Annotated in this window: 27 protein-coding genes, 1 tRNA gene and 1 pseudogene; 15 read left to right on the plus strand and 14 right to left on the minus strand. The window is 65.2% G+C overall.

Going from position 1 to position 24,825, the window contains the following annotated elements; translation table 11 throughout:
• Positions 1-530 (minus strand): divalent metal cation transporter (locus AX735_RS23240; protein ID WP_202189653.1); only part of this gene is annotated, 530 nt, incomplete at its 3' end.
• Complete coding sequence (locus tag AX735_RS23245; RefSeq protein WP_066285011.1) at positions 527-1,174, minus strand: prolyl hydroxylase family protein; 648 nt, start codon at positions 1,172-1,174, stop codon at positions 527-529. The genes AX735_RS23245 and AX735_RS23240, both read right to left, overlap by 4 nt.
• Positions 1,175-1,287: 113 nt before the next feature.
• Here AX735_RS23245 and gspI point away from each other — a divergent pair, with 113 nt between their 5' ends.
• The 12 genes from gspI (at position 1,288) to AX735_RS23300 (ending at position 9,926) form a co-directional block, all read left to right on the plus strand.
• The gene (gene gspI / locus AX735_RS23250; RefSeq protein ID WP_082751287.1) at positions 1,288-1,665 is read left to right on the plus strand and encodes a type II secretion system minor pseudopilin GspI; all 378 of its coding nucleotides are present in this window, start codon (positions 1,288-1,290) and stop codon (positions 1,663-1,665) included.
• A 116-nt stretch (positions 1,666-1,781) separates the two neighbouring features.
• Positions 1,782-2,372, plus strand: a complete 591-nt coding sequence (gene gspJ, locus AX735_RS23255; RefSeq protein WP_137775330.1) for a type II secretion system minor pseudopilin GspJ — start codon at positions 1,782-1,784, stop codon at positions 2,370-2,372.
• Entirely contained in the window at positions 2,369-3,367 is a 999-nt protein-coding gene (gspK, locus tag AX735_RS23260; RefSeq protein ID WP_066285017.1) for a type II secretion system minor pseudopilin GspK, read from the plus strand. The genes gspJ and gspK overlap by 4 nt, the downstream gene beginning before the upstream one ends.
• Before the next feature lie 161 nt (positions 3,368-3,528).
• A tRNA-His gene (locus tag AX735_RS23265) sits at positions 3,529-3,605 on the plus strand.
• 68 nt (positions 3,606-3,673) lie between these two features.
• Positions 3,674-4,741, plus strand: a complete 1,068-nt coding sequence (locus AX735_RS23270; protein ID WP_066285019.1) for a Leu/Phe/Val dehydrogenase — start codon at positions 3,674-3,676, stop codon at positions 4,739-4,741.
• A 233-nt stretch (positions 4,742-4,974) separates the two neighbouring features.
• On the plus strand, positions 4,975-5,706 hold the full coding sequence (gene ccmC / locus AX735_RS23275; protein WP_060977244.1) for a heme ABC transporter permease CcmC: 732 nt from the start codon (positions 4,975-4,977) through the stop codon (positions 5,704-5,706).
• Entirely contained in the window at positions 5,703-5,831 is a 129-nt protein-coding gene (locus AX735_RS27150) for a hypothetical protein (RefSeq protein WP_269454100.1), read from the plus strand. The genes ccmC and AX735_RS27150 overlap by 4 nt, the downstream gene beginning before the upstream one ends.
• Positions 5,832-5,847: 16 nt before the next feature.
• Complete coding sequence (ccmE, locus tag AX735_RS23280) at positions 5,848-6,300, plus strand: cytochrome c maturation protein CcmE (RefSeq protein WP_060977243.1); 453 nt, start codon at positions 5,848-5,850, stop codon at positions 6,298-6,300.
• A complete protein-coding gene (locus AX735_RS23285; RefSeq protein ID WP_066285021.1) occupies positions 6,297-8,279 on the plus strand; it encodes a heme lyase CcmF/NrfE family subunit in 1,983 nt (660 codons plus the stop codon). Before ccmE ends, AX735_RS23285 begins: the two co-directional genes overlap by 4 nt.
• The gene (locus AX735_RS23290; RefSeq protein ID WP_066285023.1) at positions 8,276-8,803 is read left to right on the plus strand and encodes a DsbE family thiol:disulfide interchange protein; all 528 of its coding nucleotides are present in this window, start codon (positions 8,276-8,278) and stop codon (positions 8,801-8,803) included. Before AX735_RS23285 ends, AX735_RS23290 begins: the two co-directional genes overlap by 4 nt.
• On the plus strand, positions 8,800-9,225 hold the full coding sequence (locus AX735_RS23295) for a cytochrome c-type biogenesis protein (RefSeq protein ID WP_066285025.1): 426 nt from the start codon (positions 8,800-8,802) through the stop codon (positions 9,223-9,225). The genes AX735_RS23290 and AX735_RS23295 overlap by 4 nt, the downstream gene beginning before the upstream one ends.
• A complete protein-coding gene (locus tag AX735_RS23300) occupies positions 9,225-9,926 on the plus strand; it encodes a tetratricopeptide repeat protein (RefSeq protein WP_066285028.1) in 702 nt (233 codons plus the stop codon). Before AX735_RS23295 ends, AX735_RS23300 begins: the two co-directional genes overlap by 1 nt.
• A gap of 62 nt (positions 9,927-9,988) precedes the next feature.
• On the opposite strand, the gene AX735_RS25455 is transcribed toward AX735_RS23300, so the two are convergent.
• The gene (locus tag AX735_RS25455) at positions 9,989-10,135 is read right to left on the minus strand and encodes a hypothetical protein (RefSeq protein WP_156447592.1); all 147 of its coding nucleotides are present in this window, start codon (positions 10,133-10,135) and stop codon (positions 9,989-9,991) included.
• Here AX735_RS25455 and AX735_RS23305 point away from each other — a divergent pair.
• Positions 10,134-12,035, plus strand: a complete 1,902-nt coding sequence (locus AX735_RS23305) for a potassium transporter Kup (protein ID WP_099046467.1) — start codon at positions 10,134-10,136, stop codon at positions 12,033-12,035. The two genes, AX735_RS25455 and AX735_RS23305, sit on opposite strands and share 2 nt — an antisense overlap.
• An 11-nt stretch (positions 12,036-12,046) precedes the next feature.
• Positions 12,047-12,346: a putative quinol monooxygenase gene (locus AX735_RS23310; RefSeq protein WP_066285029.1), complete on the plus strand. Its 300-nt coding sequence runs from the start codon at positions 12,047-12,049 to the stop codon at positions 12,344-12,346.
• A 2-nt stretch (positions 12,347-12,348) separates the two neighbouring features.
• Here AX735_RS23310 and AX735_RS23315 read toward each other — a convergent pair whose 3' ends face one another.
• The 3 genes from AX735_RS23315 to leuA all read right to left on the minus strand — a co-directional run bounded on the left by AX735_RS23315 (position 12,349) and on the right by leuA (position 16,116).
• Positions 12,349-13,260, minus strand: a complete 912-nt coding sequence (locus AX735_RS23315; protein WP_066285033.1) for a hypothetical protein — start codon at positions 13,258-13,260, stop codon at positions 12,349-12,351.
• An 86-nt stretch (positions 13,261-13,346) separates the two neighbouring features.
• Positions 13,347-14,321, minus strand: coding sequence for an NAD(P)H-dependent flavin oxidoreductase (locus tag AX735_RS23320; RefSeq protein ID WP_066285034.1), 975 nt, complete (start codon positions 14,319-14,321; stop codon positions 13,347-13,349).
• Positions 14,322-14,451: 130 nt separating this feature from the next.
• Entirely contained in the window at positions 14,452-16,116 is a 1,665-nt protein-coding gene (gene leuA, locus AX735_RS23325) for a 2-isopropylmalate synthase (RefSeq protein WP_066285036.1), read from the minus strand.
• Between the two features lie 310 nt (positions 16,117-16,426).
• On the opposite strand from leuA, the gene AX735_RS23330 reads away from it, so the two are divergent.
• Complete coding sequence (locus tag AX735_RS23330) at positions 16,427-16,900, plus strand: YHS domain-containing (seleno)protein (protein ID WP_171007715.1); 474 nt, start codon at positions 16,427-16,429, stop codon at positions 16,898-16,900.
• Between the two features lie 179 nt (positions 16,901-17,079).
• Here AX735_RS23330 and AX735_RS23335 read toward each other — a convergent pair whose 3' ends face one another.
• The 8 genes and pseudogenes from AX735_RS23335 to AX735_RS23370 form a co-directional block, all read right to left on the minus strand.
• Positions 17,080-17,712: a YceI family protein gene (locus AX735_RS23335; protein WP_066285038.1), complete on the minus strand. Its 633-nt coding sequence runs from the start codon at positions 17,710-17,712 to the stop codon at positions 17,080-17,082.
• 84 nt (positions 17,713-17,796) lie between these two features.
• Positions 17,797-19,050, minus strand: coding sequence for an adenosylmethionine--8-amino-7-oxononanoate transaminase (locus tag AX735_RS23340; RefSeq protein ID WP_066285039.1), 1,254 nt, complete (start codon positions 19,048-19,050; stop codon positions 17,797-17,799).
• Positions 19,047-19,664 (minus strand): dethiobiotin synthase, encoded by a 618-nt coding sequence (bioD, locus tag AX735_RS23345; protein ID WP_066285041.1) that lies wholly within the window; start codon positions 19,662-19,664, stop codon positions 19,047-19,049. The genes AX735_RS23340 and bioD overlap by 4 nt, the downstream gene beginning before the upstream one ends.
• Positions 19,661-20,803: an 8-amino-7-oxononanoate synthase gene (locus AX735_RS23350; protein WP_446471858.1), complete on the minus strand. Its 1,143-nt coding sequence runs from the start codon at positions 20,801-20,803 to the stop codon at positions 19,661-19,663. Before AX735_RS23350 ends, bioD begins: the two co-directional genes overlap by 4 nt.
• Before the next feature lie 4 nt (positions 20,804-20,807).
• Positions 20,808-21,827 carry a ketol-acid reductoisomerase gene (gene ilvC / locus AX735_RS23355; RefSeq protein ID WP_066285042.1) on the minus strand — a complete coding sequence of 340 codons (1,020 nt, stop codon included), beginning with the start codon at positions 21,825-21,827 and terminating at the stop codon, positions 20,808-20,810.
• A gap of 116 nt (positions 21,828-21,943) precedes the next feature.
• Entirely contained in the window at positions 21,944-22,459 is a 516-nt protein-coding gene (ilvN, locus tag AX735_RS23360; RefSeq protein WP_066285043.1) for an acetolactate synthase small subunit, read from the minus strand.
• The gene (gene ilvB, locus AX735_RS23365; RefSeq protein ID WP_066285048.1) at positions 22,459-24,207 is read right to left on the minus strand and encodes a biosynthetic-type acetolactate synthase large subunit; all 1,749 of its coding nucleotides are present in this window, start codon (positions 24,205-24,207) and stop codon (positions 22,459-22,461) included. Before ilvB ends, ilvN begins: the two co-directional genes overlap by 1 nt.
• Before the next feature lie 224 nt (positions 24,208-24,431).
• Positions 24,432-24,825: pseudogene (locus tag AX735_RS23370) on the minus strand (tRNA (adenosine(37)-N6)-dimethylallyltransferase MiaA); the annotation flags it as partial.

Below are 24,825 nucleotides of genomic sequence, written 5' to 3' on the forward strand. Positions count from 1 at the left end.
AGCCCCGCCAGCACCGCGCCCCAATCGACCCGGATCACCGCAAGGCCGCCTATGAACGCGAGCGACATCGCCAGCACCAGCGCAATCAGCAGCTTTTCCAGCCAGGCCGGCTTACCGATCACCACCAGCGCGGCCGCCAGCAGACCGGTCGCCAGGGCGAGCAGGGCAGGGGAGAGCGTGCCTGCGCCCAGCAGCTTCAGGCCCGCCGCCGTTCCACTGATATTGCCCGCCTGATAGGCCGAATTGCCGATGGCGAGCGAGGCGAAGATCAGCGCCGCGATGGTCCAGCGCAGCGCAGGATTTGCCGCCGCCTCCAGGATCGCCTCTGCCAGCCCCTGGCCGGTGACGATGGCGACGCGCGCGGCCATGTTTTGCAGGATGATCGTGGCAAGGGTCGCGAAGACGAGCGCCCAGAGCAGCGCATAGCCAAAGCCTATGCCTGCACTGGCACAGGCGGTAACGGTGCCGGGGCCGATGAAAGCCGCGGTCACCAGCATCGCGGGACCGGGGCGGTATCGGGTGACGCTCACAGGCGCCAGGGCCTCTCGCGATACCATTTGGTGATGACGTATTTGGTGCCTTCGCGCACCTTCATGCCATGATGGATGGTGGCCGGATTGCAGCTGCCATCGGGACGGCGGTTGTTCCATGCGAGCAGCTTGCCGATCTCGGGCTGGATCGACTTGCCGATGGTCTTGAACCGGGTCGCGCCGCCCGCTTCGGGTTCGTTCAGATAGATCATGAAGGTCCAGGTCCGCTGGCCGCCGACCGTGGTATAGCGCGTGAAATCCTGGCCCTGCGGCTCGAAATAGTCGGTATGCGCCTTGAATTCCTGGCCCACGGCATAGCGCTGGCCCTGCATCGTCTCGCCGAACTGCAGGTCTATGCCCGAGAGCGCGCTCAGCCGCTCGTCGAGCGCGACAACCTCGGGATCATCGGCGCGCATGTCGCAGGTTTCGGAGGTACGGAAATAATTGTCGCCATTGGGATCGGCGATGGTCGACGGCCTGCGGTCGGCATCGATCTTCTCGACGAAGCGCGCGCATTCCTCGGGCGTCAGGAAGTTGCGCAGGATGTACAATTCCATGCGCGGCGTCGGCACCTTCTGGATGCCGGGAACCTTGCCCAGCGCCGCGGTGTTGCACTGGTTGCTTGCTGTCTCGCTATCGCTCATCGTCCCCATGCCTCTTACGGCCTTGCCCCGCCTTGCGAATAGCGGCCGATCGGGGGACGATTCAAGCGGCAAACGGCTGGCGCGGCGTCGCGTTGGCGGCTAAATGGCGGGCCATGCCGCGACGCACCCGCCCATCCCGCCGAGACTCGGGCTTCAGCCTACTGGAAATGCTGGTCGCGCTGGCGGTATTCTCGATCGCCGCGCTCGCGCTGATCAAGCTCCAGGGCGCGAGCCTGATGCAGGCCGCCGAGCTCGACAGCCGGTTGTACAGCGAGATCACCGTGCGCAATCTGGCGGTCGAGGCGCTGACCGATCCCAACCCGCCCGCGCTCGGCGACACGCAGGGCACGATCAGCAACGCGGGCCGCAATTTCGCCTGGCGACGGACGGCGACGGCGCTGGAAGGGGGCGAACTGCTCAAGGTCGATCTGGCGGTGCGCCAGGGGACGGGCCCCGAGGTGACGCTCACCGTGCTGAGGCCGGTTTTGTGAGCAGGCGAGATCATGCCTCCCTCCGTTTGTCCCTCGACTTCGCTCGGGAACGCGGAGAAGGTTGTGATCTAGGCTTGAAGCGGGATTCCCGCGTTCGCGGGAATGACGGGCTAGGGTTGCACCGATCATCCGGCTTCACCCTTGTCGAGATGATGGTCGCGCTGTTCATCTTCGGGATGATCGCCACTGCCTCGGTGGTGCTGCTGCGCCAGAGCGTCGAGGCCGAGGCGCGCAGTGCGGTGCGGCTCGAGGAGATGGGCGACCTTCGGCGCTTCTCCGCGATTCTTGCGCAGGACATGACACTAATGCTGCCGCGCCCGTCGCGCGATGCCTTGGGCAGCGACCGGGTCGCGCTAATGAGCGGCGATGGCCTGCTGCTCGGCTTTGCGCGCCAAGTTGCGCAGATCGATCCGCAGCCCGGAAGCTCGAGCCTGCAACGCGTCGAATGGGCGCTGAGCGATGGGCAATTGACCCGCGCGATCGCGCCCAAGGCCGATGGCGCGAAGACCGGTGCGCCGGTCGCGATCCTGGAAGGGATCGAGCAGGCGCGGCTGCGCTTTCGCGACAAGCAGGGCGTATGGCAGACCGAATGGCGCCCGCAGCGCACCGACGAACTGCCGATCGCGATCGAGCTCACCCTGGTGCAGCAGGGCAATGGCGCACGGCCGCTGACCTTCGAATTCCTGGTCGCAGGCGGCGGCGGATGAGCGGGCACCGCTTTCCCAAGCCGTCCGAACGCGGCATCGCGCTGCTCAGCGTGCTGCTGCTGGTCGCGGTGATGGCGATCGTCACCACGCTGATTCTCGACCGGGTGAACCTCGCGGTGCGGCTTGCCGCCAATGCCGATGCGGCGGACCGGGCGCGCTTTGCCGCGCTGGGCGCGGAGCAGTTCGCCGCGCGCGAGATCAAGCGCCAGCTCGATCTCAGCCCCGCGCGCACGGTCAATGTCGGCGGCTGGATCGGCCAGCCCAATGTGCTGCCGATCGACGATGGATCGGGCGCGGTGGTGACCGCGACGGTGCGTGACGGCGGCAACTGCTTCAACCTGAATTCGGTGGTTGCAGGCCAGCCGGGCGACCTTGCCGCGCGCCCGGTCGGTATCGGCCAGTTTGCAGGTCTCATGCAGGCGCTGGGCGTCGGATCGGACGAGGCGCGGGGGCTGGCCGATGCGCTGGCCGACTGGATCGACACCGACCAGGTCGCGCTGCCCGCCGGGGCGGAGGATCAGTTCTACCAGCAGCTCGATGCGCCCTATCGCACTGCGGGGCGGCTGCTCGGCGACAAGGGCGAGATCCAGGCGCTGCGCGGGATGACGCCGCAGCTCTATGCGCGGCTGGAGCCGTGGATCTGCGCGCTGCCCGATGCGATCCTCTCGCCGATCAACGTCAACACATTGCTGCCCGAACAGGCACCGCTGGTCATGATGCTCGCGCCCGGCAAGATCCCGCTCGAACGCGCCCGCACCATGATCGCGGATCGCCCGCCGCTCGGCTATGCCCGCATCGCCGATTTCTGGCGGCCGCTGGCGCTGCAATCGCAGACCTTCGGCCCCGAGATCGAATCGCAGCCGCAGATCGTCACCCGCTGGTTCGAGCTCGATCTGGTGATCCAGCAGGGAGAGAGTCGCTGGCGGCAGACCAGCCTGCTCGATGCGCAGCTGACCCCTGCGCGCATCATCAGCCGCCGCATCGGCGAGCCGTGAATTGGTCGGACTAATTTAATTTCGCCAACAAGCATTTTTGCCGTATTTTCCCTTGCATTGCAGGGTCAGTTTGTAACATAGCGACCGCCTTGATTTCGTCGCTTGACGATCCCGCCCGCGCGCCCCTAAGGGACGCCTCCGCGTGGCGTAAGCAGTGTGTGGCGACCGTAGCTCAGTTGGTTAGAGCGCCGGTTTGTGGTACCGGAGGTCGTGGGTTCGAACCCCATCGGTCGCCCCATCTGCTCTTGAAATCCTTGCCTTTTTTCAAAAGGCCTGCCGCGCGACCAGCCTTGGGGAGACAGGCGCGTGCAAAGCTATTGGGATCTGCCGGACTTCGACGAGCATGAGGCGGTGCAATATGTGCACGACCGCGCCTCTGGGCTGTCGGCGATCATCGCGATTCACTCCACCAAGCTTGGCCCGGCGGGCGGCGGAACGCGCTTCTGGCATTATGCAGACAAGGGCCGTGCGATCACCGATGCGCTGCGCCTGTCGCGTGGCATGAGCTACAAGAACGCCATGGCCGGCCTGCCGATGGGCGGCGGCAAGGCGGTGATCCTCGCTGATGCCGACAACCGCAAGACCCCCGAGATGCTTGCCGCGTTCGGCGACGCGATTGATGCGCTGGGCGGCCGCTATGTCACCGCGGAGGATATCGGCATGTCGGATGCGGACATGGTCGCGATCTCCAAGCGCACCAAGTTCGTCTCGGGCCTCCCGGTGCAGGATGCGGGTTCGGCTGGCGGCGATCCGGGGCCGTTCACCGCCAAGGGTATCTTCCTGGGCGTCAAGGCCGCGGTCGCGTTCAAGCTTGGCACGGACCGGCTGAAGGACGTGCGCATCGCGGTGCAGGGTACCGGCAGCGTCGGCGGTGGCCTCGCCCGGCTGCTCGCGGCCGAGGGCGCGAAGCTGACCCTCGCTGACGTCAACGCCGATCGCGCGCAGAAGCTTGCCGACGAGCTGGGCGCCGAGACGGTGAGCGCCGATCGCATCATGCAGGTCGAGGCCGATGTGTTCAGCCCCAATGCACTGGGCGCGATCCTCGATTCGGAAAGCATCGAGAAGCTCAATGTCGCGATCGTCGCGGGCGGTGCGAACAACCAGCTCGCGCGGCCGCACCATGGCGACATGCTGATCGATCGCGGCATCCTCTATGCGCCCGATTATGTGATCAACGCCGGCGGCATCATCTCGGTCGCGCTCGAATATTTCGCGCAGGCCGAAGGTCGCACCGCGCAGGTCGAGGAAGTGCACGCGCGGCTCACCGGCATTCCGCAGCGCCTGACCGGCATCTGGCAGGAAAGCCGCACCACCGGCGAATCGCCCGCGACCGTCGCCGACCGCATGGCGCAGAAGCTGATCGGGCGGGGTTGATTCCCAACACCTGACCGATCCTTCGTCATTCCCGCGAAAGCGGGAATCCCGCTTTCTTGCTTCAGGTTGCGACAGAAGCGGGACCCCCGCCTTCGCGGGGGTGACGGGCAAAGGCCCATTGGCATCCCCTCCCCCATCCGCACGCAAATTCCCTTGAGGCTGCAGCGGCATCGTGGCAACAAGGGCATGACGCCGATATGCCTCGGCGCTAGGAAGCTGACGCACCTTCGCTCATGCACGGTTTTGCCAATCCCACGCGGTTCCTGTCCATCGCCCGTCCGCTGACCCCGGCGTTCATGGTTTCCGGGCTGATCATGGTCGCCATCGCGCTGTTCCTCGGCGTGTTCAACGCGCCTGCCGACCGGCTGATGGGCGAGACGGTGCGCATCCTTTACATTCACGTGCCCGCCGCCTGGCTGGGAATGGCAGGCTGGACCAGCATCGCGATTGCCAGCCTGGTCGAGCTGGTCTGGCGGCATCCGCTCGCCGGGATCGCGGCGCGCGCTTCTGCCGTGCCCGGCGCATTTTTCTGCGCCTTGTGCCTTGCGACCGGATCGATCTGGGCACGGCCGACCTGGGGCACCTGGTGGGTGTGGGACGGACGGCTGACCTCGATGCTGGTGCTGTTCTTCCTGTACCTGGGCTATATCGCGCTCGCCGACGCCAGCCAGAAGGATGCGGCTGCGGGCCGTGGCGGCACGTCGCGCGTCGCCGCGATCTTCGGGCTGGTCGGCGCGGTCAACGTGCCGATCATCAACCGCTCGGTGGTGTGGTGGAACAGCCTGCACCAGCCCGCGAGCATCTCGATCGGCAAGTCGGCGATCGATCCTGCCTTTCTCTGGCCGCTCGGTATGGCCGTGATCGGCTTTTCGTTGATCTTCGGCGCGATCGTGCTGATGCGCATGCGCACCCTGCTGGCCGATATCCGCATCGAGGCGCGCATGCGCAGGCTCGCGGCCGCATGACCCAGTGGACCTATGTCATCATGGCCTATGGGCTGGGCATTGCCGGCACTGCCGGGCTGATCGGCTATTGCTGGTTCGCGCTCAAACGCGCAGAAGCGCGGCTGGATGCGCTCAAGCGCAAGTGAACCGGATAACGACCCCATGAAAGCCAAGCACCAGCGTCTCGTCCTGATCTGCATCGCCCTGGTCGGCCTCGTCGCCGCCGGGCTGATCGCGGCCTATGCGCTGCGCGACCAGGCGAGCTATTTTTACACCCCCGGCGACATTGCCGAAAAGGGCGTCGAGCCGGGCCAGGCGATCCGGCTGGGCGGCATGGTGCAGAAAGGCTCGATCAAGAAACAGGCCGATGGCGTGACGATCGATTTCATCGTCGAGGATGGCAAGGGCACGGTGCCGGTGCGCTTTACCGGCATCACCCCCGACCTGTTCGTCGAAGGATCGGGAGTCGTGGCCGAAGGCCGGATGAACGCCTCGGGCCAGTTCGTCGCCGACAACCTCCTCGCCAAGCATGACGAGAATTACGTGCCGCGCGAGATGCGCGACATGACCAAGGCCGATGTCAAGAAGCTCGGCGGAACGGTGCAGCAGCCATGATTGCCGAAATCGCGCTTGCGATCCTGTGGCTTGCCGCCGCGCTGGCGGTCTTGCAGCTGGGCCTGGGCAGCTATGCGCTGACCGCACGCGGGGCAGAATTCCTGCGCGCTGTGCGCCCGATCGCGGTGGTGCAGGGGCTGCTGGTGGCGGTCGCGTTTGCGCTGCTGATCGTGCTGTTCTTGCGCACCGACCTGTCGGTCAAGCTGGTCGCGGCGAACAGCCACAGCCTGAAGCCCCTGATCTACAAGATCGCCGGGGCATGGGGCAATCACGAAGGCTCGATGCTGCTCTGGGTCACCGTGATGGGCCTGGCGGGCGGTTTCGTCGCGCTGCTCGAACGGCGGCTCAACGAGCGCACGATGGTCGCCACGCTGGCGGGCCAGGCGTTCGTGAGCCTGGGCTTCTACGCCTTCATGCTGTTTTCGTCGAACCCGTTCGAGCGGCTCAATCCCGCGCCGGTCGAGGGCAATGGCCTCAACCCGCTGCTGCAGGACCCGGGCCTCGCCTTCCATCCGCCGACGCTGTACATCGGCTATGTCGGGCTCTCGATCGCCTTTTCCTTCGCGGTCGGCGCGCTGATCACCCGCGATGTCGGTCCTGCCTTCGCCCGCGCGATGCGTCCCTGGGTGATGGGCGCGTGGATATTCCTGACGCTCGGCATCACCGCGGGTTCGTGGTGGGCCTATTACGAGCTTGGTTGGGGCGGCTGGTGGTTCTGGGATCCGGTCGAGAATGCCTCGCTGATGCCCTGGCTCGCGGCGACCGCTTTGCTCCATTCGGTCAGCGTGCTGGCAACGCGCAATGCGCTCAAGGCCTGGACGGTGATGCTGGCGGTGGTCGCCTTCTCGATGTCAATGGTCGGCACCTTCCTGGTGCGTTCGGGCATCCTGACGAGCGTGCACGCCTTTGCGGTCGATCCCGAGCGCGGCAGCTTCATCCTCACGCTGCTGGCCATTTATATCGGCGGCGCGCTCGCCCTGTTCGGGCTGCGCGCTTCGACGGTGACCGAGGGCGCGAAATTCCATCTGTTCAGCCGCGAAGGCTCGCTGGTGATGAACAACGTGCTGCTGGTCGGCATTCTGGGCATCGTGCTGATGGGCACGCTCTACCCGCTGGTGACCGAGGCGTTCGGCACCAAGGTTTCGGTCGGCCCGCCCTATTTCAACCCGGTGAGCGCAATCTTCGTGTTCCCGATGCTGGTTATCATGGCGGCGGGTCCGCTGATGCGCTGGCGGCAGGATAACGGTCGCAAGCTCGCCAATCTGCTCGCCGTGCCCGCGCTGGTGGCCGCCGGAACGCTGGCGCTGGTGGTGGTGTTCGGCGGCGATATCGGCGTGCTGCCGCTGCTCGGCCTGGTCTTCGCCGCTGGCCTTGCCGTGGCGAGCGTGCTGCCGCTGTGGAAGCGCAATCTGCGCCGCACGCCTGCGCATATCTGGGGCATGGTCATCGCGCATCTCGGCATCGCTGTCGCGCTCGCTGGCATGGCGTCCGAAAGCGCGTTCAACACCGAAAAGCTCGTGGCGAGCGAGATCGGGCAGAGCCATACCGTCGGCCCCTGGACGATCGAACTGCAGGGCGTCAGGCCGATCGCCGGAGCCAACTGGACCGCGCTCGAGGCGCGTCTGGTGGCGCGCTATGGCGACAGCAATGTCCAGACCGTGCTGAACCCGCAGGCGCGCATGTTCGCCTCGCCGCCCACCGCGACGAGCGAGGCGGCTTTGCTCACGCGCTGGAATGGCCAGCTTTACGCCGTGCTCGGCGAAGAGGGCGATGACGGCCGCTGGCAGCTGCGGCTGTGGTGGAAGCCGTTCGTTCCGCTGATCTGGTATGGCGGCCTGCTCGTGGGGCTGGGCGGCGTGCTGTCGCTGGTCGGCCGCACCGCGCGCGACCTGCGCCGCAAGGGCGAGCCCGAGCTCGAGCCGGCAAGCGAACCCGCCGCGCCCAAGCCTGCTGCCGGGGGCCAGGAAGCGCTCGCATGAAACATTGGGCGATCTGGTTGCCGCTGGCCCTGTTCGGCCTGCTGTTCGCGGTGTTCGCATCGGGGCTGATCGCGCCTGGCGATCGCACCATCGCCTCGCAGATGATCGGCAAGCCGCTTCCTGATTTCGATCTGCCCCAGGCCGTGCCCGATCGTCCGGCGCTGGCCAAGGCCGATTTTACCGGCGGCAAGCCCAAGCTGCTCAACGTGTTCGCCAGCTGGTGCGTGCCGTGCATCGCCGAAGCGCCGGTGCTGGCTGAGCTCGCCAAGGCAGGCGTCGAGATCGATGGGGTCGCCATTCGCGATCGGACCGCGGACGTGCAGCAGTTCCTCGCGCGCAACGGCAATCCCTATACGCGGATCGGGCGCGACGATGTCAGCAAGATCCAGTTCGATCTCGGCTCCTCGGGCGTGCCCGAAACCTTCGTGATCAACGGCAAGGGGATCATCACCTATCAGCATATCGGCGAAATCCGCGCCGATCAGGTGCCCATGATCCTACAAAAGCTGAAGGAAGCGCAATGATCCGCGCTCTCGTCCTCTTCCTGTCGATCGCGCTGGCGGCGCCTTTAGCAGCCCAGGACTCGCTCCCGCCCGCGCCGTACGCCTACAAGCAGCTCGAGGACCCGGCGAAGGAAAAGGCCGCGCAGGATCTGATGATGACGCTGCGCTGCCTGACCTGCCAGAGCCAGTCGATCGCCGATTCCGATGCCCCGATGGCAGGCGACATGCGCAACCAGGTGCGCGAGCGCATCGCGAGGGGCGAGGACCCGGAGGCGATCCGCGCTTGGCTGATCGAACGCTATGGCGACTGGGTCTCCTATGAGCCGCGCGTGACCACCATGACCTGGCCGCTGTTCGCCGCGCCTGTCGTGCTGCTGCTCCTCGCCGCGATCATCGTGCGCAAGCGTTTCACCCGCGCCAGGGCACAAGGAGGCAAGAGCTGATGGCCTGGATCGTCGTGGGACTGCTCGCGCTGCTGATCATGGCGGGGCTCATCTGGCTGGGCAAGATGCCGCGCAAGGCGTGGGAACTCGCAGGTGCCGCATTGTTCGTCGGCATAGCGGGCTATGCCTGGCAGGGGCAGCCCTCGCTCGCCGGGTCGCCCAAGGAGCCGGTCGAGAAGCTCGGCATGTTCGACGAGGACCTCGCCAAGCAGCGCGACGAGATGGGCGGCAATTTCGGCGATGCCCGCGCCTGGCTGGTGCTCGCCGATGCACAGAGCCGCCAGGGCAAGTTCGCCACGGCCGCCACCGCGCTGAGCAAGGGGCTTGAGACCTTTCCCGAAGACCCGGACCTGTGGGTGGCGCTCGGCAATGCGCTGGTCGGACACAGCAACGGCCTGCTGACCCCGGCCTCGCAATATGCCTATCAGAAGGCCGCGACGCTCTCGCCCGATCATCCGGCACCGCCGTTTTTCCTGGGTCTTGCCCTTGCGACATCGGGCCAGTTGCAGCAGGCACGCGCCATCTGGGCGGAGCTTCTCGAGCGTTCGCCGCCCGATGCCGAGTGGCGCGAGGACCTGACGAGCCGACTCGCCCGGATCGATGCCCTGATCGCTCAGCAGGACGGTGCGCCTGCGCCCGGTATGCCCGGATCGGTTCCGCCTGTCGCAGAACCCGGTCAAGCTACTGAAAACAAGCCATAATCGCTCTATTGCGATTATATTGCACTGCATCATGCGCCATGCTAATCCGCCTGCCATTGCCCCTATGGGCGATAGGCGAAAGGGGACGATGAGCGCTGGTCGATCGCAAGGTCCGCAGCGCCCGCATATTGCCCGATGATCAGCGATTCACCATCAGATGCGCCCATAGCGCCACCCGCCGCCGGATCGGCAACCGAGGAACCGGGCATGCAGCCTCCCGGGCATGACCATGGCAAGGGCAGTTCGGTCGCGGCACTGGCCTTCGGCGCGATCGGTATCGTGTTCGGCGATATCGGCACCAGCCCGATCTATGCCTTTCGCGAGACCTTTGCCGGCCACCATCCGCTGACGCCCGATGCCGAGCACATCTTCGGCGTCGTCAGCCTGATCTTCTGGTCGATGACGCTGGTCGTCGGCGTGCAATATGTCAGCATCCTGATGCGCGCCGACAACAAGGGGCAGGGCGGCAGTCTCGCCCTCGTCGCGCTGATCTCGCGCAGCATCGGGCGGACCAGCTATGGCTGGCTGCTGATCCTGCTCGGTGTGTTCGCCACCGCGCTTTTCTATGGCGACAGCATGATCACGCCGGCGATCTCGGTGCTCTCGGCAGTCGAGGGGCTGACCGTGGTCAATCCCGGTCTGCAGCCGCTGGTCGTGCCGATTGCGGTGGGGCTGCTGGTGTTCCTGTTCTTCATCCAGTCGCGCGGAACGGCAAAGATCGGCACACTCTTCGCGCCGATCATGGTGCTGTATTTCGGTACGATCGCGGTGCTGGGCATGTACCAGATCGTGTTCAACCCTGAAATTCTGCTCGCGCTGAACCCCTGGTTCGCGATCCGTTTTTTCATCAACGATGGCTGGTTCGCGTTTCTGGCGCTCGGCTCGGTTGTGCTCGCGGTGACGGGGGCGGAGGCGCTCTATTCGGACATGGGCCATTTCGGGCGGGGACCATTGCGCCTTTCCTGGTTCGGCTTTGTCATGCCCGCGCTGCTGATCAACTATTTCGGCCAGGGCGCGATGATCATCGGCATGTCGCCCGAGGTCGCGGCCGAGACGATCAGGAACCCGTTCTTCCTGCTTGCGCCCGATGTGCTGCGCCTGCCGCTGGTGCTGCTCGCGACCGGCGCGACCTTCATCGCCAGCCAGGCGGTGATCTCGGGCGCGTTCTCGATCACGCATCAGGCGATCCAGCTCGGTTACATTCCGCGCCTGTCGATCAAGCACACCAGCGCGTCGGAAAGCGGCCAGATCTACATTCCGCTGATCAACTGGGTGCTGATGGTCGCGGTGATCCTGCTGGTGCTGAGCTTCCAGAGCTCGAGCAACCTCGCTGCGGCCTATGGCATCGCGGTGACGGGTGCGATGCTGATCGACACCTGCCTGATGGCGGTGCTGCTGATCGCGATGTGGAAATGGAAGCTCTGGATGGCGATCCCGATCATCGTCACCTTCGTGGTGGTCGATGGCGCCTATTTCCTCGCCAACGCCACCAAGATCCCCGATGGCGGCTGGTTCCCGCTGGTCATCGGCGCGTTCACCTTCACGCTGCTCACCACCTGGGCGCGCGGACGCAAGCTGATGCGCGAGACGATGATCGAGAGCGCGCTGCCGATCGAGGTGTTCGTGAAGTCCGCGCAGGGCTCTGCAACTCGGGTCAAGGGCACCGCGATCTTCATGGCTTCGGCGACCACCGGGGTGCCGACCGCGCTGCTGCACAACATGAAGCACAACAAGGTGATCCATGAGCGCGTGGTCATCCTGACCGTGCAGATCATGGAGGTGCCCTATGTCACCGACGCCAACCGCTTCCAGGTCGAGGACCTGGGCCATGGCTTCTACCGCATGGTGTTGCGCTATGGTTTCATGCAGTCGACCGACGTTCCCGCCGCGCTCAAGGATGTGAAGGAATTGTGCGGCGGCAAGTTCGAGATGCTGCAGACCAGCTTCTTCCTGTCGCGCCAGACGCTGCTCACCGCCGAGCGGCCCGGCATGCCGGTCTGGCGCGAGAAGATCTTTGCCTGGATGCTGCGCAATTCGGCGAGCCCGATGGAATTCTTCAACCTGCCCTCGAACCGCGTGGTCGAACTGGGCAGCCAGCTCGAGATCTGAGGAGCTTCGTCATGATCGTCATCGCCGGTTTCTATCGCTTTCCGCTCGACCAGATCGAGGCAGTGAAGCCCGCTATGGCGAAGATGATCGCGCTCAGCCGGGCAGAACCGGGCTGCGGCCATTATGCCTTCTCGTTCGACGTGGTCGAGCCCGGCATGGTGCGTGTCAGCGAATCCTGGGCGGATGAGGATGCGCTGAAGGCGCACGCGGCGAGCGCGCACATGGCCGAATGGCGAGCCGCCAGCGCGGCGCACGGCATCCACGACCGCACGATCACCGCCTATGAGGTGACCGGCGAGCGCTCGCTTTAAGGTCAGCAGCGCAGCCCCAGCGTCCGTTTCTGCATGTCATAGGTCAGGCTGGCGCAGCCTTTCAGGAACGCGCGCCCGGCGACGATGCGCAGATCGACATCGCGCTTCTTGTCGCCCACCACGACGATCTCGTCCGAGTCCGCACTCGCCTGGTCGGCCGCGGCAATGCCGCTGGCATCGCCATAATCGCTGTAGCGCACATCGGCGGTAACAAGCTGGCGCGAGCCCAGCGCGATGGGCTGGGCCAGGGTCATTTCGCGGGTGGGGCGCTGGATGCCGTAAAAGATCAGCGTCTGGCGCGGCTGGCCGGTGAACTTGCCGCCGCGATACTGCGCGAGCCAGTTGCCGGTGGGCGCGCTGACCAGAGTCTCGTCGCGGGCGAGGCTGAACTGGAAGCGCACCTTCTCGTCAGCAAGGTTCAAGGTCGTGCCGACACCCAGGCGCCCAAGAAAGCCGAAATTGTCGAGCGGAAGGCTGATGTCGCTTGCCCCGGGACCCGCTTCGCCGAGCCGGAAAGTGACCTTCTTGTACGGCAGCGAAGCCGGACTGATCGTGCCATCGGCGATGGTAGAGCTTTGCCGATCGGTCCAGAAGATGCGCTGCTTCTTCTCGCCCGCGCCATAATCGACCCGGTGGACCGACGAGTTGCCATTGATCTTTTCGGGCCCCACCATGCTGCGAAACGCGAGCATGCCCGGCTTGAGGCCAAGCTTCGCAGCGACATCGGCGTTGAGCGTGGGCGCTTCGGCGGCCTCGGGTCGCACCTCCAGCCGCAGCGGCTGGCCGTTGATCGTGACATCGATGATGTTGTCGCCGGAGAGAACCAGCTCGTCCGGGAGCGAAGGCCCGGCCTTGGCCAGGGCAGGAGAAGCAAGAACCAGTGTCGGAATGATGAAACTGCAAGCGACCCGCATATAAAAACTCCCGTGCTGAATGAACACCACGGGAGCTATACTAATAGAGCCAATGCTGACCGGCAGATGAATTGCCGGGTGTGCGATCAATAATTCGTCCGCGCCAGTAGAGAGGCCTTGGCGGCCTGGTATTCGGCGGTGAGGCGGGCGACCATGTCGGCGACCGTATCGACCTTGCCGACTGCGCCGATGCCCTGGCCGCTGCCCCAGATGTCGCGCCACGCCTTGGCTTCGGTATTGCCGCCCGATCCGAAGTTCATCGTGCTGTAATCGCCCTTGGGCAGATTGTCGGGATCGAGCCCGGCATTGACGATCGACTGGCGCAGGTAATTGCCCGACACGCCGGTGAACAGGTCCGAATAGACGATGTCCGCCGCCCGGCCTTCGACGATGCCGTTCTTGTAGCCGTCGGTGGCGCGCGCCTCTTCGGTGGCGATGAAGGCCGAACCGATATAGGCGAAGTCCGCGCCCATCGCCTGCGCGGCGAGGATCGAGGCACCGCAGGCGATCGATCCCGACAGCGCGATGGGTCCATCGAACCAGCTGCGAATTTCCTGCATCAGCGCGAAGGGCGAGATGGTGCCAGCATGTCCGCCAGCGCCCGCCGCAACGGGGATCAGGCCGTCGGCGCCCTTTTCGATCGCCTTGCGCGCAAAGCGGTCGTCGATCACGTCGTGCATGGTGATACCGCCCCAGTCGTGCACCGCCTTGTTCAGGTCCTCGCGCGCACCGAGCGATGTGATGATCATCGGCACCTGCCACTTGGCGCAGGTCATCAGGTCGGCTTCGAGCCGGTCGTTCGACTTGTGGACGATCTGGTTGACCGCAAAGGGTGCGGCGGGCTTGTCCGGGTTGGCGCGGTTATACTCGGCCAGTTCCTCGGTGATCTGGTGCAGCCACTCGTCAAGCTGTGCCTGGGGCCGCGCATTGAGCGCCGGGAACGAGCCGATCACGCCCGCCTTGCACTGGGCAATGACGAGCTCCGGCCCGGAAATGATGAACAGCGGCGACCCGATCACGGGCAGGCGCAGGTTGTCGCAAAGCGGAGATGGCATGGTCATGGCGGGGACATTAACCTGGGTTTCGTTGGTGTCCAGAGGCAATTAAGCGGCCAATTAAGTTTTGATTGGGGATGGGTTTGGAAGTGCAAAATCCTCCCCGAGACGAGGTCGGGGAGGACTTGACGTTGCTCTACAACTCCTCGAGCGCGCTCAGCACCGCCTTGATCGAGGCCGTCGCGACATCCTCGTCCACGCCCACCCCGAAGCAGGGCGAGCGGCCGTCGATCGCGCATTCGACATAGGCCGCTGCGCGCGCCTTGGAGCCCGAACCGATGGCGTGCTCGCGATAATCGGCAATGTCGATCGCGATGCCCAGCGCCGAGGACAGCGCGTCGACCACGCCCGAGATCAGGCCATTGCCGCGCCCGCTGACCGGGATTTCCTGTCCGTTCGCCAAGATGCGCCCGACGAACAGCCGGTCGGCACCCGCCTTGCGCTCCTCGTAATCGACCAGCCGGTACTTGCCGGTGCCATCGAGATGATAGCGCTGCTGGAACGCCTGCCAGATATCTGCAGAGCTCAGCTCGACGCTCTTCGCATCGGCGAGCGCCTGCACGGTCTTGCTGAAATCGGCCTGGAGCCGCTTGGGCAGCTTGAGCCCCTGGTCCTGTTCGAGCACCCAGGCGATGCCGCCCTTGCCCGACTGCGAGTTGACGCGGATCACCGCCTCGTAGCTGCGGCCGATATCCGCCGGGTCGAGCGGCAGATAGGGAACCGCCCAGATCTGGTCGTTGCGCTTTTCCTGCGCGGCAAAGCCCTTCTTGATCGCATCCTGATGGCTGCCGGAAAAGGCGGTGAACACCAGCTCGCCCGCATAGGGGTGCCGCTCGGGCACTTTCAGCTGGTTGCAATATTCGACCGTCTTGACGATCTCGTCCATGTCCGAGAAATCGAGGCCGGGGTGCAGCCCCTGCGTGTACATGTTGAGGCCGAGCGCCACGAGATCGACATTGCCGGTGCGCTCGCCATTGCCGAACAGGCAGCCCTCGATCCGGTCCGCGCCCGCCATCAGCCCGAGCTCGGCCGCCGCGATGCCCGATCCGCGGTCGTTATGCGGGTGCAGGCTGATGACGACGCAATCGCGCTTGCTGATGTGGCGGCACATCCATTCGATCTGGTCGGCATAGATATGCGGCCCTGCGGCCTCGACCGTCGCGGGGAGGTTGAGGATCAGCGGCTTTTCCGGCGTCGGCTGCAGCACCTCCATCACTGCCTCGCACACCTCCAGGCTGAAATCGAGCTCGGCGGTGGAGAAGGTTTCTGGGCTGTATTCGAAATGCCAGTCGGTCTCAGGGTATTTCGCTGCCTGTTCCTTGAGGATGTTCGCGCCCTCGACTGCGATCGCCTTCACGCCCGCACGGTCGAGCCCGAACACGATCTCGCGCCAGGCCGGGGACACGGCGTTATACAGGTGAACGATGGCGCGGTGCACGCCGGCCAGGCTCTCGAAGCTGCGCTCGATCAGGTCGCGGCGCGATTGGGTGAGCACCTGCACGGTGACATCCTGCGGGATCTTGCCGCCATCGACGAGGCCGCGGATGAAGTTGAACTCGGTCTCGCCGGCGGAGGGGAAACCGACCTCGATCTCCTTGAGGCCGATCTTGACCAGCAGGTCGAAGAAGCGCTGCTTCTTGGCGCCGTCCATCGGATCGATCAGCGCCTGGTTGCCGTCGCGCATGTCGGTGGAAAGCCAGCGCGGCGGGGCGGTGATGACCGCATCGGGCCAGGTCCGGTTGGGCAGGTCGACGCGCGGGAACGGCCTGTATTTCTGCGAGGGATGGTCAAGCATCGGCATGAGAGAAGCGCCCTGTCTGAATGGCTGTGCGATAGGCAGGCCGGGGCATGAGCGCAACCGGCTACTGGTGTTTCGGGGGTGGAAAAGCCCTTAGGCGCGGGGCACGCCGTTGCGGCGCGCACAAGGTCAGCCGCGCCTAAGGGCGCGTAAGTCGCAGACCAAGAAGGAGGGCGCTGGGCATCATTTCGGATGCGTCATTGCGTCAAATGGGGCGCAAGCGCAATAAAAAAATCATTTGCCGGGTGATGAAACCTGAGCCGCGCTTCAGGCGAACCGCAGGCCATTCCCTTATCCGAAAGGTATCCCAGCGATGAAACACATGATGACGGCGCTCGCCCTCTCGCTATCTGCCACCAGCCTTGCGATGGGCAGCGCAGCTCTGGCCGGACCGGTCTATACCGGGCTGCAGGGCGATGTCGCGGTCGGCGGCTATGATGCCGTGTCCTATTTCACCGGCGACGGAACGCCCGCCAAGGGCTCGGCCGAATTCGCGGTGCGACATGGCAATGCCGTGTACCATTTCGCCAATGCCGAAAATGCCGCGAAATTCCAGGCGGACCCCGCGCATTACGCGCCGCAATATGGCGGGCACTGCGCCTGGGCGATGGCGCGCGGCTATCTCGCGCCGGGCGATCCGTTGCAATCGCGCGTGGTCGACGGCAAGCTGTATCTCAACTTCAACGCCGAAGTGAAGGCCAAGTGGCTGCAGGATATTCCCGGCTTCATCGCCAGGGGCGACAAGAACTGGCCGGGCTTTCCCGATGATGCGAAATTCGGGGGTTAGGACCCGCGAAAGTTACCTTCGTCATTCCCGCGAAAGCGGGAATCCCGCTTTCGTTGGACGCCGACCGGAATAGCGGGACCCCCGCCTTCGCGGGGGTGACGGACAAGCCAAAAGCCCCGCAAACCCGCTTGAGCGGGCGCGGGGCCTTCGACTGGCTCAGGCTGAGCGGAGGTGGAAGCTTACTGCTTCTCGAACGCCACGCTGATGTCGAGTTCGACTTCGTCGCTCACCATCGGCAGGGCGTAGGCGATGCCGAAATCGCTGCGCTTGATCGTGGTTTCGGCTTCGAAGCCAATGGTGGCCTTCTTGTTGAACGGGTTGTTCCCCGCGCCGGTGAATTCGGCGTCGAGCACGACTTCCTTGGTCACGCCGTTCAGCGTCAGGTTGCCGGTGATCTTGGCGGTCATTCCGCTGGCGACGACCTTGGTCGAGACGAAGCGCGCATCAGCTGGCGCGGGGCCGAAGAAGTCGGGCTTGCCGCCATCCTTGCCAGCGCGCAGCAGATGGCTGGTGAGGCCGGCACTTGCCGTGGTGACCTTGGCAACCGGGATGGTCACATCCACCTTGGCGGCATTGGGGTTGGCAGGGTCGATGGTCAACGTGCCGGCGACATCGCCGAAAATGCCGAAATAGTCGTTGAAGCCGAAATGGTTGACTTCCCAGCCGATCAGCGAATGGCCGGGGTCGGTCTTGTAGGTACCGGCAGTGACGCGCGACGCGTCCTTCTGGCCGGGCAGCTGCATGCCCTGGCCGATCAGCGGCGTGGTGGCGACAGCGGCGGCGAGGGCGAGGATGGCGAGGGTCTTGCGCATGACGAACTCCTTGGGAGGGGAAGGAAACCGGAAACTGTGGCTCCGAGGCCCCCAAGTCAATCATTGTTCCGCGCAACGCAGCGTTTACGTTTTGCGCTCCAAGCCATCGCGCACCACGGCATAGACATGGCTCAGCTGCTCGGCCGTGATGCAATAGGGCGGCATGACATAGACGGTGTTGCCCAGCGGCCGGATCAGCACGCCATGCGCCTTGCCGAACGCGTTCAGATGCACCGCCCAGTTCGACAGGTAACCGCTGGTATCGGCAGCAAGATCGAACGCGGCGATTGTGCCGCACTGGCGCGTGCTTTCGACCTTGGGATGTGATGCGATCGCGGTCAGCTCGGAGGCCTGCATCGCGGCAAGCCCGACGATCCGCGCCTGCACCGGCTCGTCGCGCCAGATGGAAAGGTTGGCCACCGCCGCCGCGCAGGCGATCGGGTTGGCGGTATAGCTGCTCGAATGGAAGAAGCAGTCGGCGCGGTCCTGCGACCAATGCGCCATGAAGATATCCTCGCGCGCCATGGTGACGGCCAGCGGCACGGCCCCGCCGGTCAATCCCTTGGACAGGCACATTATGTCGGGCACCACGCCTGCCTGTTCGCAGGCGAGCAGGCTGCCAGTGCGGCCCCAGCCGGTCATCACCTCGTCGGCGATGAACAGCACGTCATGACGGGCGCAGATCGCGGCCATTTCGGACAGGACCTGGGGCGGGTAGAACAGCATACCCCCTGCGCCCAGCACCAGCGGCTCGACGATGAACGCCGCCGCGCCCGCCCGGCACGCGGCCTCGAGCGCGTCGAGCGTCGTTTGTTCGGCCCCGGTCGCGGGGAAGGGGATGCTGGTCACGTCGAACAGCAGCGGCGCATAGGGCCGGTTGAACACGCCGCGCGCGCCCACCGACATCGCGCCGATGGTGTCGCCGTGATAGCTGTGCTCCATCACGATGATGCCCTGGCGCGGTTCTTTCCGGTTGTGGAAATAGCCGAGCGCCATTTTCAGCGCGACCTCGACCGCAGTCGACCCTGAATCGCTGAAGAACACGCGGGTCAGTGCCTCGGGCATGATCGCGGTCAGACCGCGCGCCAGCGTCTCTGCCGGTTCGTGCGTCCATCCGGCAAAGATGATCTGGTCGAGCCGCTCCGCCTGCTCGCGGATCGCGGCCATGATGCGCGGATGCGCATGGCCGTGCGTCGTTACCCACCAGCTCGAGATCGCATCGATCCATGTCCGGCCATCGGCGCCATGCAGCAGCGCGCCTTGCCCGCGCGCGATCAGCGGAATGTCCTCACCCAGCCCATGCTGGGTGAACGGATGCCAGACCGGGGAATCGCTCATGCGAAACCGGCGAGGTCGAACCCGGCGGCGAACGCCGCGCGCAGCGCCTCGGGCGTGATTTCGGGCAGCATGTCGAGCCGGCCCAGGCGGCGGATGCCGGACATCTGCGTGATGGTCATCTCGCTGTCGGGTATCGGCTCGCCGATGAACGCGATGCCATGGATCGGCACGCCGCGCGCCTTGAGCACCTCGACCGTCATCAGGCTGTGGTTGATCGTGCCCAAGGCGGTACGCGCGCAGACGATGACCGGGATCTGCCAGCGCGCGAAGATATCGGCATAGAGCACCTGCCGCGTTACCGGCACCAGCGCACCGCCCGCGCCTTCGATCACCAGCGGCGCATCGACATGCGGAGGGGTGAGCGCAGCGGTGTCGATTGTGACGCCGTCGATCTCGGCCGAGCGGTGCGGCGAAAGCGGGCTCACCAGCCGCCAGGCTTCGGGCAGCGTGGAGCCCGGAGCCATGCGCTCGACGAACTGGGTGTCGGTCTCGTCCTCGATGCCCGATTGCACGGGCTTCCAGTAACGAGCGGAAAGCGCCTGGGTCAGCGCAGCACTGAACACCGACTTGCCGATTCCGGTGTCGGTGCCTGTCACAACAAATCGCGGTTTCATGCGGGGATCATGATCCTGTCGAGTGATTCGCAGAGAGCGCCGATATCACCCTTTGTCACGTTGCGGGTAATCGAAATTCTGAGGCGCGCGGTGCCCTGCGGTACGGTCGGCGGGCGGATGCCGCGAATATCGAAGCCCTGGCGCTGCAGGGCCGAGGCGATGCGCATCGTGCGCGCATCCTCGCCGATGATGACGGGCAGGATCTGCGTGTCGGCAGGGGCTGCGCCGAGCCGGGGGGCGAGCAGGCTGCGCGCTTCGGCCACACGCGCGAACAGGTCCTCGCGCCAGTCGTCATGGCTCGCCACCAGGCCGATCGCCTTGCGCACCATATGCGCGACCAGCGGCGAAGGGGCGGTGGAGAAGATGAACGGACGTGCGCGATTGACCAGGAAATCGATCGCGACGCGGGGGGCGCAGATCAGCGCGCCTTCGCAGCCCAATGCCTTGCCGCAGGTGTGCAGCGTGATGACATTCGGCTGGTCGGCCAGCGCCTCGGCGAGGCCGCGTCCGCCGGTGCCGAAAACCCCGGTCGCATGCGCCTCGTCGATGATCAGGATGGCTTCGTGCCGAGCGGCGACTTGCGCGAGATCGCCGAGCGGTGCGCGGTCGCCGTCCATGCTGTACAGGCTCTCGACCGCGATCCATGCGCGACCCGTGCCTCCGCAAGCGCGCCAGGCGGTGATGGCATCGTCGAACGCCTGGGGGTCGTTGTGCGCCGCGGCGCGCGTCTCGGCGCGGCCGAGCTTCATGCCGTCATGCGCCGATGCGTGGATCAGCGCGTCGTAGATCACGAGGTCGCCACGCTGGGGCAGGGTGGCGAAGATCGCGGCATTGGCAGCAAAACCCGTCGCCATGAACAGCGCCGCTTCGGTGCCGTAATGCGCGGCGGCCTCGGCCTCGAGCGCCTCGTGCGCCGGGTGGTTGCCGCGCAGCAACCGCGACCCGCCCGAGCCTGCGGGCAGGCCGAGCGCCATGCCCTCACGCAGCGCATCGTGCAGCAGCGTGGAGCCGGCAAGGCCCAGATAGTCGTTCGAGGCGAAGTCCTTGCCCGATCGCGGCGCGAGGCTGCGCAGCCTCGACCCCCTTTTCAGGGAGTCGAGCTGTGCAGCCTGTTCCTCGAAAAACGCGTTGATGGGCAAAGGCTCAGTTCTTGGCCTTGTCCACCAGCTTGTTCGCGCCGATCCACGGCATCATCGCGCGCAGCTGGGCACCGGTCTTCTCGATCGGGTGCGCGGCGGCGAGCTTGCGCGCAGCCTTGAGCTCGGGCTGCCCGGCACGGTTGTCGAGCACGAAATTCTTGACGAACCGGCCCTGCTGGATGTCTTCCAGAACGCGCTTCATCTCGGCCTTGGTCTCGCTGGTGATGATGCGCGGGCCGGTGGTGATGTCGCCATATTCGGCGGTGTTGCTGATCGAATAGCGCATGTTGGCGATGCCGCCTTCGTACATCAGGTCGACGATCAGCTTCACCTCGTGCAGGCACTCGAAATAGGCCATTTCGGGCGCGTAACCGGCTTCGGTCAGCGTTTCGAAACCGGCCTGGATCAGGTGCGTCAGGCCGCCGCACAGCACCGCCTGCTCGCCGAACAGGTCGGTTTCGCACTCTTCGCGGAAATTGGTCTCGATGATGCCGCTGCGGCCGCCGCCGACTCCGCTCGCATAGGCCAGCGCGATGTCATGCGCATTGCCCGACACGTCGCGATCGACCGCGATCAGGCAGGGCACGCCGCCGCCGCGCACATATTCGCTGCGCACGGTATGGCCGGGGCCCTTGGGCGCGATCATGATCACGTCGAGGTCCTCGCGCGCCTCGATCAGGCCGAAATGGATGTTGAGACCATGCGCGAAGGCCAGCGCCGCGCCGGGCTTCATGTTGTCGTGATAATCGGCAGCATAGATCGCGGCCTGGTGCTCATCGGGTGCCAGGATCATCACGATATCGGCCCAGGCGGCAGCTTCGGCGTTGCTCAGCACCTTGAAGCCCGCGCCTTCGGCCTTGGCGGCGGTGGCGCTGCCGGGACGAAGCGCGATCGCGACATCCTTGACGCCGCTGTCGCGCAGGTTCTGCGCATGGGCATGGCCCTGGCTGCCATAGCCGACGATGACGATCTTCTTGTCCTGGATCAGCTTCAGATCGCAGTCGGAATCATAATAAACGCGCATGTTCTTTCCCCATTTCCAAATCTGTTCGTCCCTCCCGCCAAAGCAGGAATCCCGCTCAAGGGTGCAGAAGCGGGACCCCCGCCTGCACGGGGGCGACGATGTGTTGCAAAAATTCGTTACCCCGCCACGGCCCCCCGGGTCATGGCGACCACGCCGGTGCGGGCGACCTCGACCAGCCCGACCTCGCGCATCAGCGCGATGAACTGGTTGATCTTCTCGACCGATCCGGAAATTTCGAAGACGAAGCTGTTGGTGCTGGTATCCACCGGGCGCGCGCGGAAGATGTCCGCCAGGCGCAGCGCCTCGATGCGATGTTCGCCCACGCCTGCCACCTTGATCAGCGCCAGCTCGCGCTCGACATGCGGGCCGAGCTCGGTGAGGTCCGCGACGCGGTGCACCGCGACCAGCCGGTCGAGCTGGGCAATGATCTGGTCGATCACTGCAGGCGGGCTCACCGTCACGATGGTGATGCGGCTTGTCGCATGGTCCTCGCTGATATCGGCCACCGTCAGGCTTTCGATATTATAGCCGCGCGCGGTGAACATGCCCGCGATCTTGGCGAGGATGCCCGCCTCGTTATCGACCGTGACGGTCAGGACGTGCCGCTCGGACGCGGCTTCACGGATATGCATCAGACCAGGGCTTTCGCTTCGTCTTCCATCGTCCCGGCGACTTCATCGCCGTAGAGGATCATGTCGGTATGGGCCGCGCCCGAAGGGATCATCGGCAGGCAGTTGGCAAGCTTGGCGACGCGGCAGTCGACCATCACGGGGCCCGGATGATCGATCATCGCCTGGATGCCGCTGTCGAGCTCGCTTTCGTCCGAAATGCGGATGCCCTTCCAGCCATAGGCCTCGGCGAGCGCGACGAAATCGGGCAGCGCGTCGGAATAGCTTTCCGAATAGCGGCTTTCATAGGTCAGCTGCTGCCACTGGCGCACCATGCCCATATATTCGTTGTTGAGGATGAAGATCTTGACCGGCAGCCGATATTGCGTCGCGGTGCCCAGTTCCTGGATGTTCATCTGGATCGAGGCTTCGCCGGCAATGTCGATGCACAGCGCGTCAGGGCAGCCGAGCTGCGCGCCGATCGCGGCGGGCAGGCCATAGCCCATGGTGCCGAGCCCGCCCGAGGTCAGCCACTTGTTCGGCTGTTCGAAGCGGAAATATTGCGCGGCCCACATCTGGTGCTGGCCGACCTCGGTCGAGATGATCGGGCTCTGGTCCTTGGTCAGCGCATAGAGCCGCTCGATTGCCAGCTGCGGCATGATCTCGCTCTTGTTGGCAGGATAGGCCAGGCACTCGCGCGTGCGCCATCCGGCGATCCGCGCCTTCCATTCGGAAAAGTCGCGCGGGGAATGGCCGATCGCATCCAGCTGGTCGATGATCTGCTGCAGCACGGTGGCGCAATCGCCGACAATGCCGAGATCGACGCGCACGGTCTTGTTGATCGACGAGCGGTCGATATCGATATGGATCTTCTTGGAATTGGGCGCGAACGCATCGAGCCTGCCGGTGACGCGGTCGTCGAAGCGGGCGCCGACGCAGATGATCAGGTCCGCGCGGTTCATCGTCATATTGGCTTCATAGGTGCCGTGCATGCCCAGCATGCCCAGCCAGTCGGGATGCTCGGAGGGAAAGGCGCCGAGGCCCATGAGCGTCGAGGTGACCGGCGCATTGGTCATCGCTTGAAGTTGGCGCAGCAATTGCGTCGCTTCCGGTCCCGAATTGATGACGCCGCCACCCGAATAGATGACCGGACTTGTCGCCTCAGCGATCATCTGCGCGGCGGTGGCGATGTCGTCCGCCGTGCCCGCCTTGACCGGAGCATAGCGCATGTTCGGGCGGGCAGGGGTGTCGCCATCATGCGCGGCGGTCGCGACCTGGACGTCCTTGGGGATGTCGATCAGCACCGGGCCGGGCCGGCCCTGAGTGGCGATATGAAAGGCCTCGCGCACCGTCGAGGCGAGCCGGGCGGGGTCCTTCACCAGATAATTGTGCTTGGTGCAGTGGCGGGTGATGCCGATGGTGTCGGCTTCCTGGAACGCATCGGTGCCGATCAGCGTGGTCGCGACCTGGCCGGTGATGACGACCATCGGGATCGAATCCATCAGCGCATCGGTGATGCCGGTGACCGCATTGGTCGCGCCGGGGCCCGAGGTGACGAGCACGACGCCCGGCTTGCCGGTGGCGCGGGCATAGCCCTCTGCGGCGTGGGCGGCGGCCTGTTCGTGCCGGACGAGAATGTGGCGCAGCGAGGGATGGCCGAAAATCGCGTCGTAAATCGGCAGTACCGCGCCGCCAGGATAGCCGAAGATCACTTCGACGCCCTGTTCGACCAGCGTTTCAACCAATATCTGCGCGCCGCTCAATTCGGCCATGATGCAAGCCTTACTTCGTCGTTAAACCGCAGCCCGCTTAGACAAGCTGGGCCGATGTTGCAAAACCATATGCTGCCTTGGGTGCCGCATCCCTGCCCTCAGCAAAAAAGCACCCGGCGCAGACGGGCCGCGCCGGGCAGGGTGAATATGCGACGTGTCAGAAGGGCGCTGGCAGCAACGCCTGACGAGGCCGATCTATGCGACATAAAATGCCGTGTCAACAGCTAAATGAGAAATAAAATATCAAAATCCAGCCCATCGTTATCCGAATATGGCTTCGTATACCGTTGCCAGCTCTCCGGCGGCTGGTTGCGGAACCAGGTATATTGCCGCTTGGCATATTGGCGGGTGGCAAGCTGGCCTGCGGCCAGCGCAGCCTCGCGCGTCAGTTCTCCGCGCAACAGCCCGGCAATTTCGGGCACGCCGATCGCGCGCATCACCGGCAGATCGCCATCGAGTCCGCGCGCCAGCAATGCCTCGACCTCCTCGACCGCGCCCGAGTCCAGCATGGCGGCGAACCTGCGATCGCAGCGTTCGAACAGCCAGTCGCGCGGCGGCAGCAGCACCAGCGGTGCCAGACGAACCGCATCGCCGATGCCGCCCTGCTTGCGCGCCTGC

This window comes from Blastomonas sp. CCH1-A6 (assembly GCF_001556365.1).
GTDB classification, from domain to species: Bacteria; Pseudomonadota; Alphaproteobacteria; order Sphingomonadales; family Sphingomonadaceae; genus Blastomonas; species Blastomonas ursincola.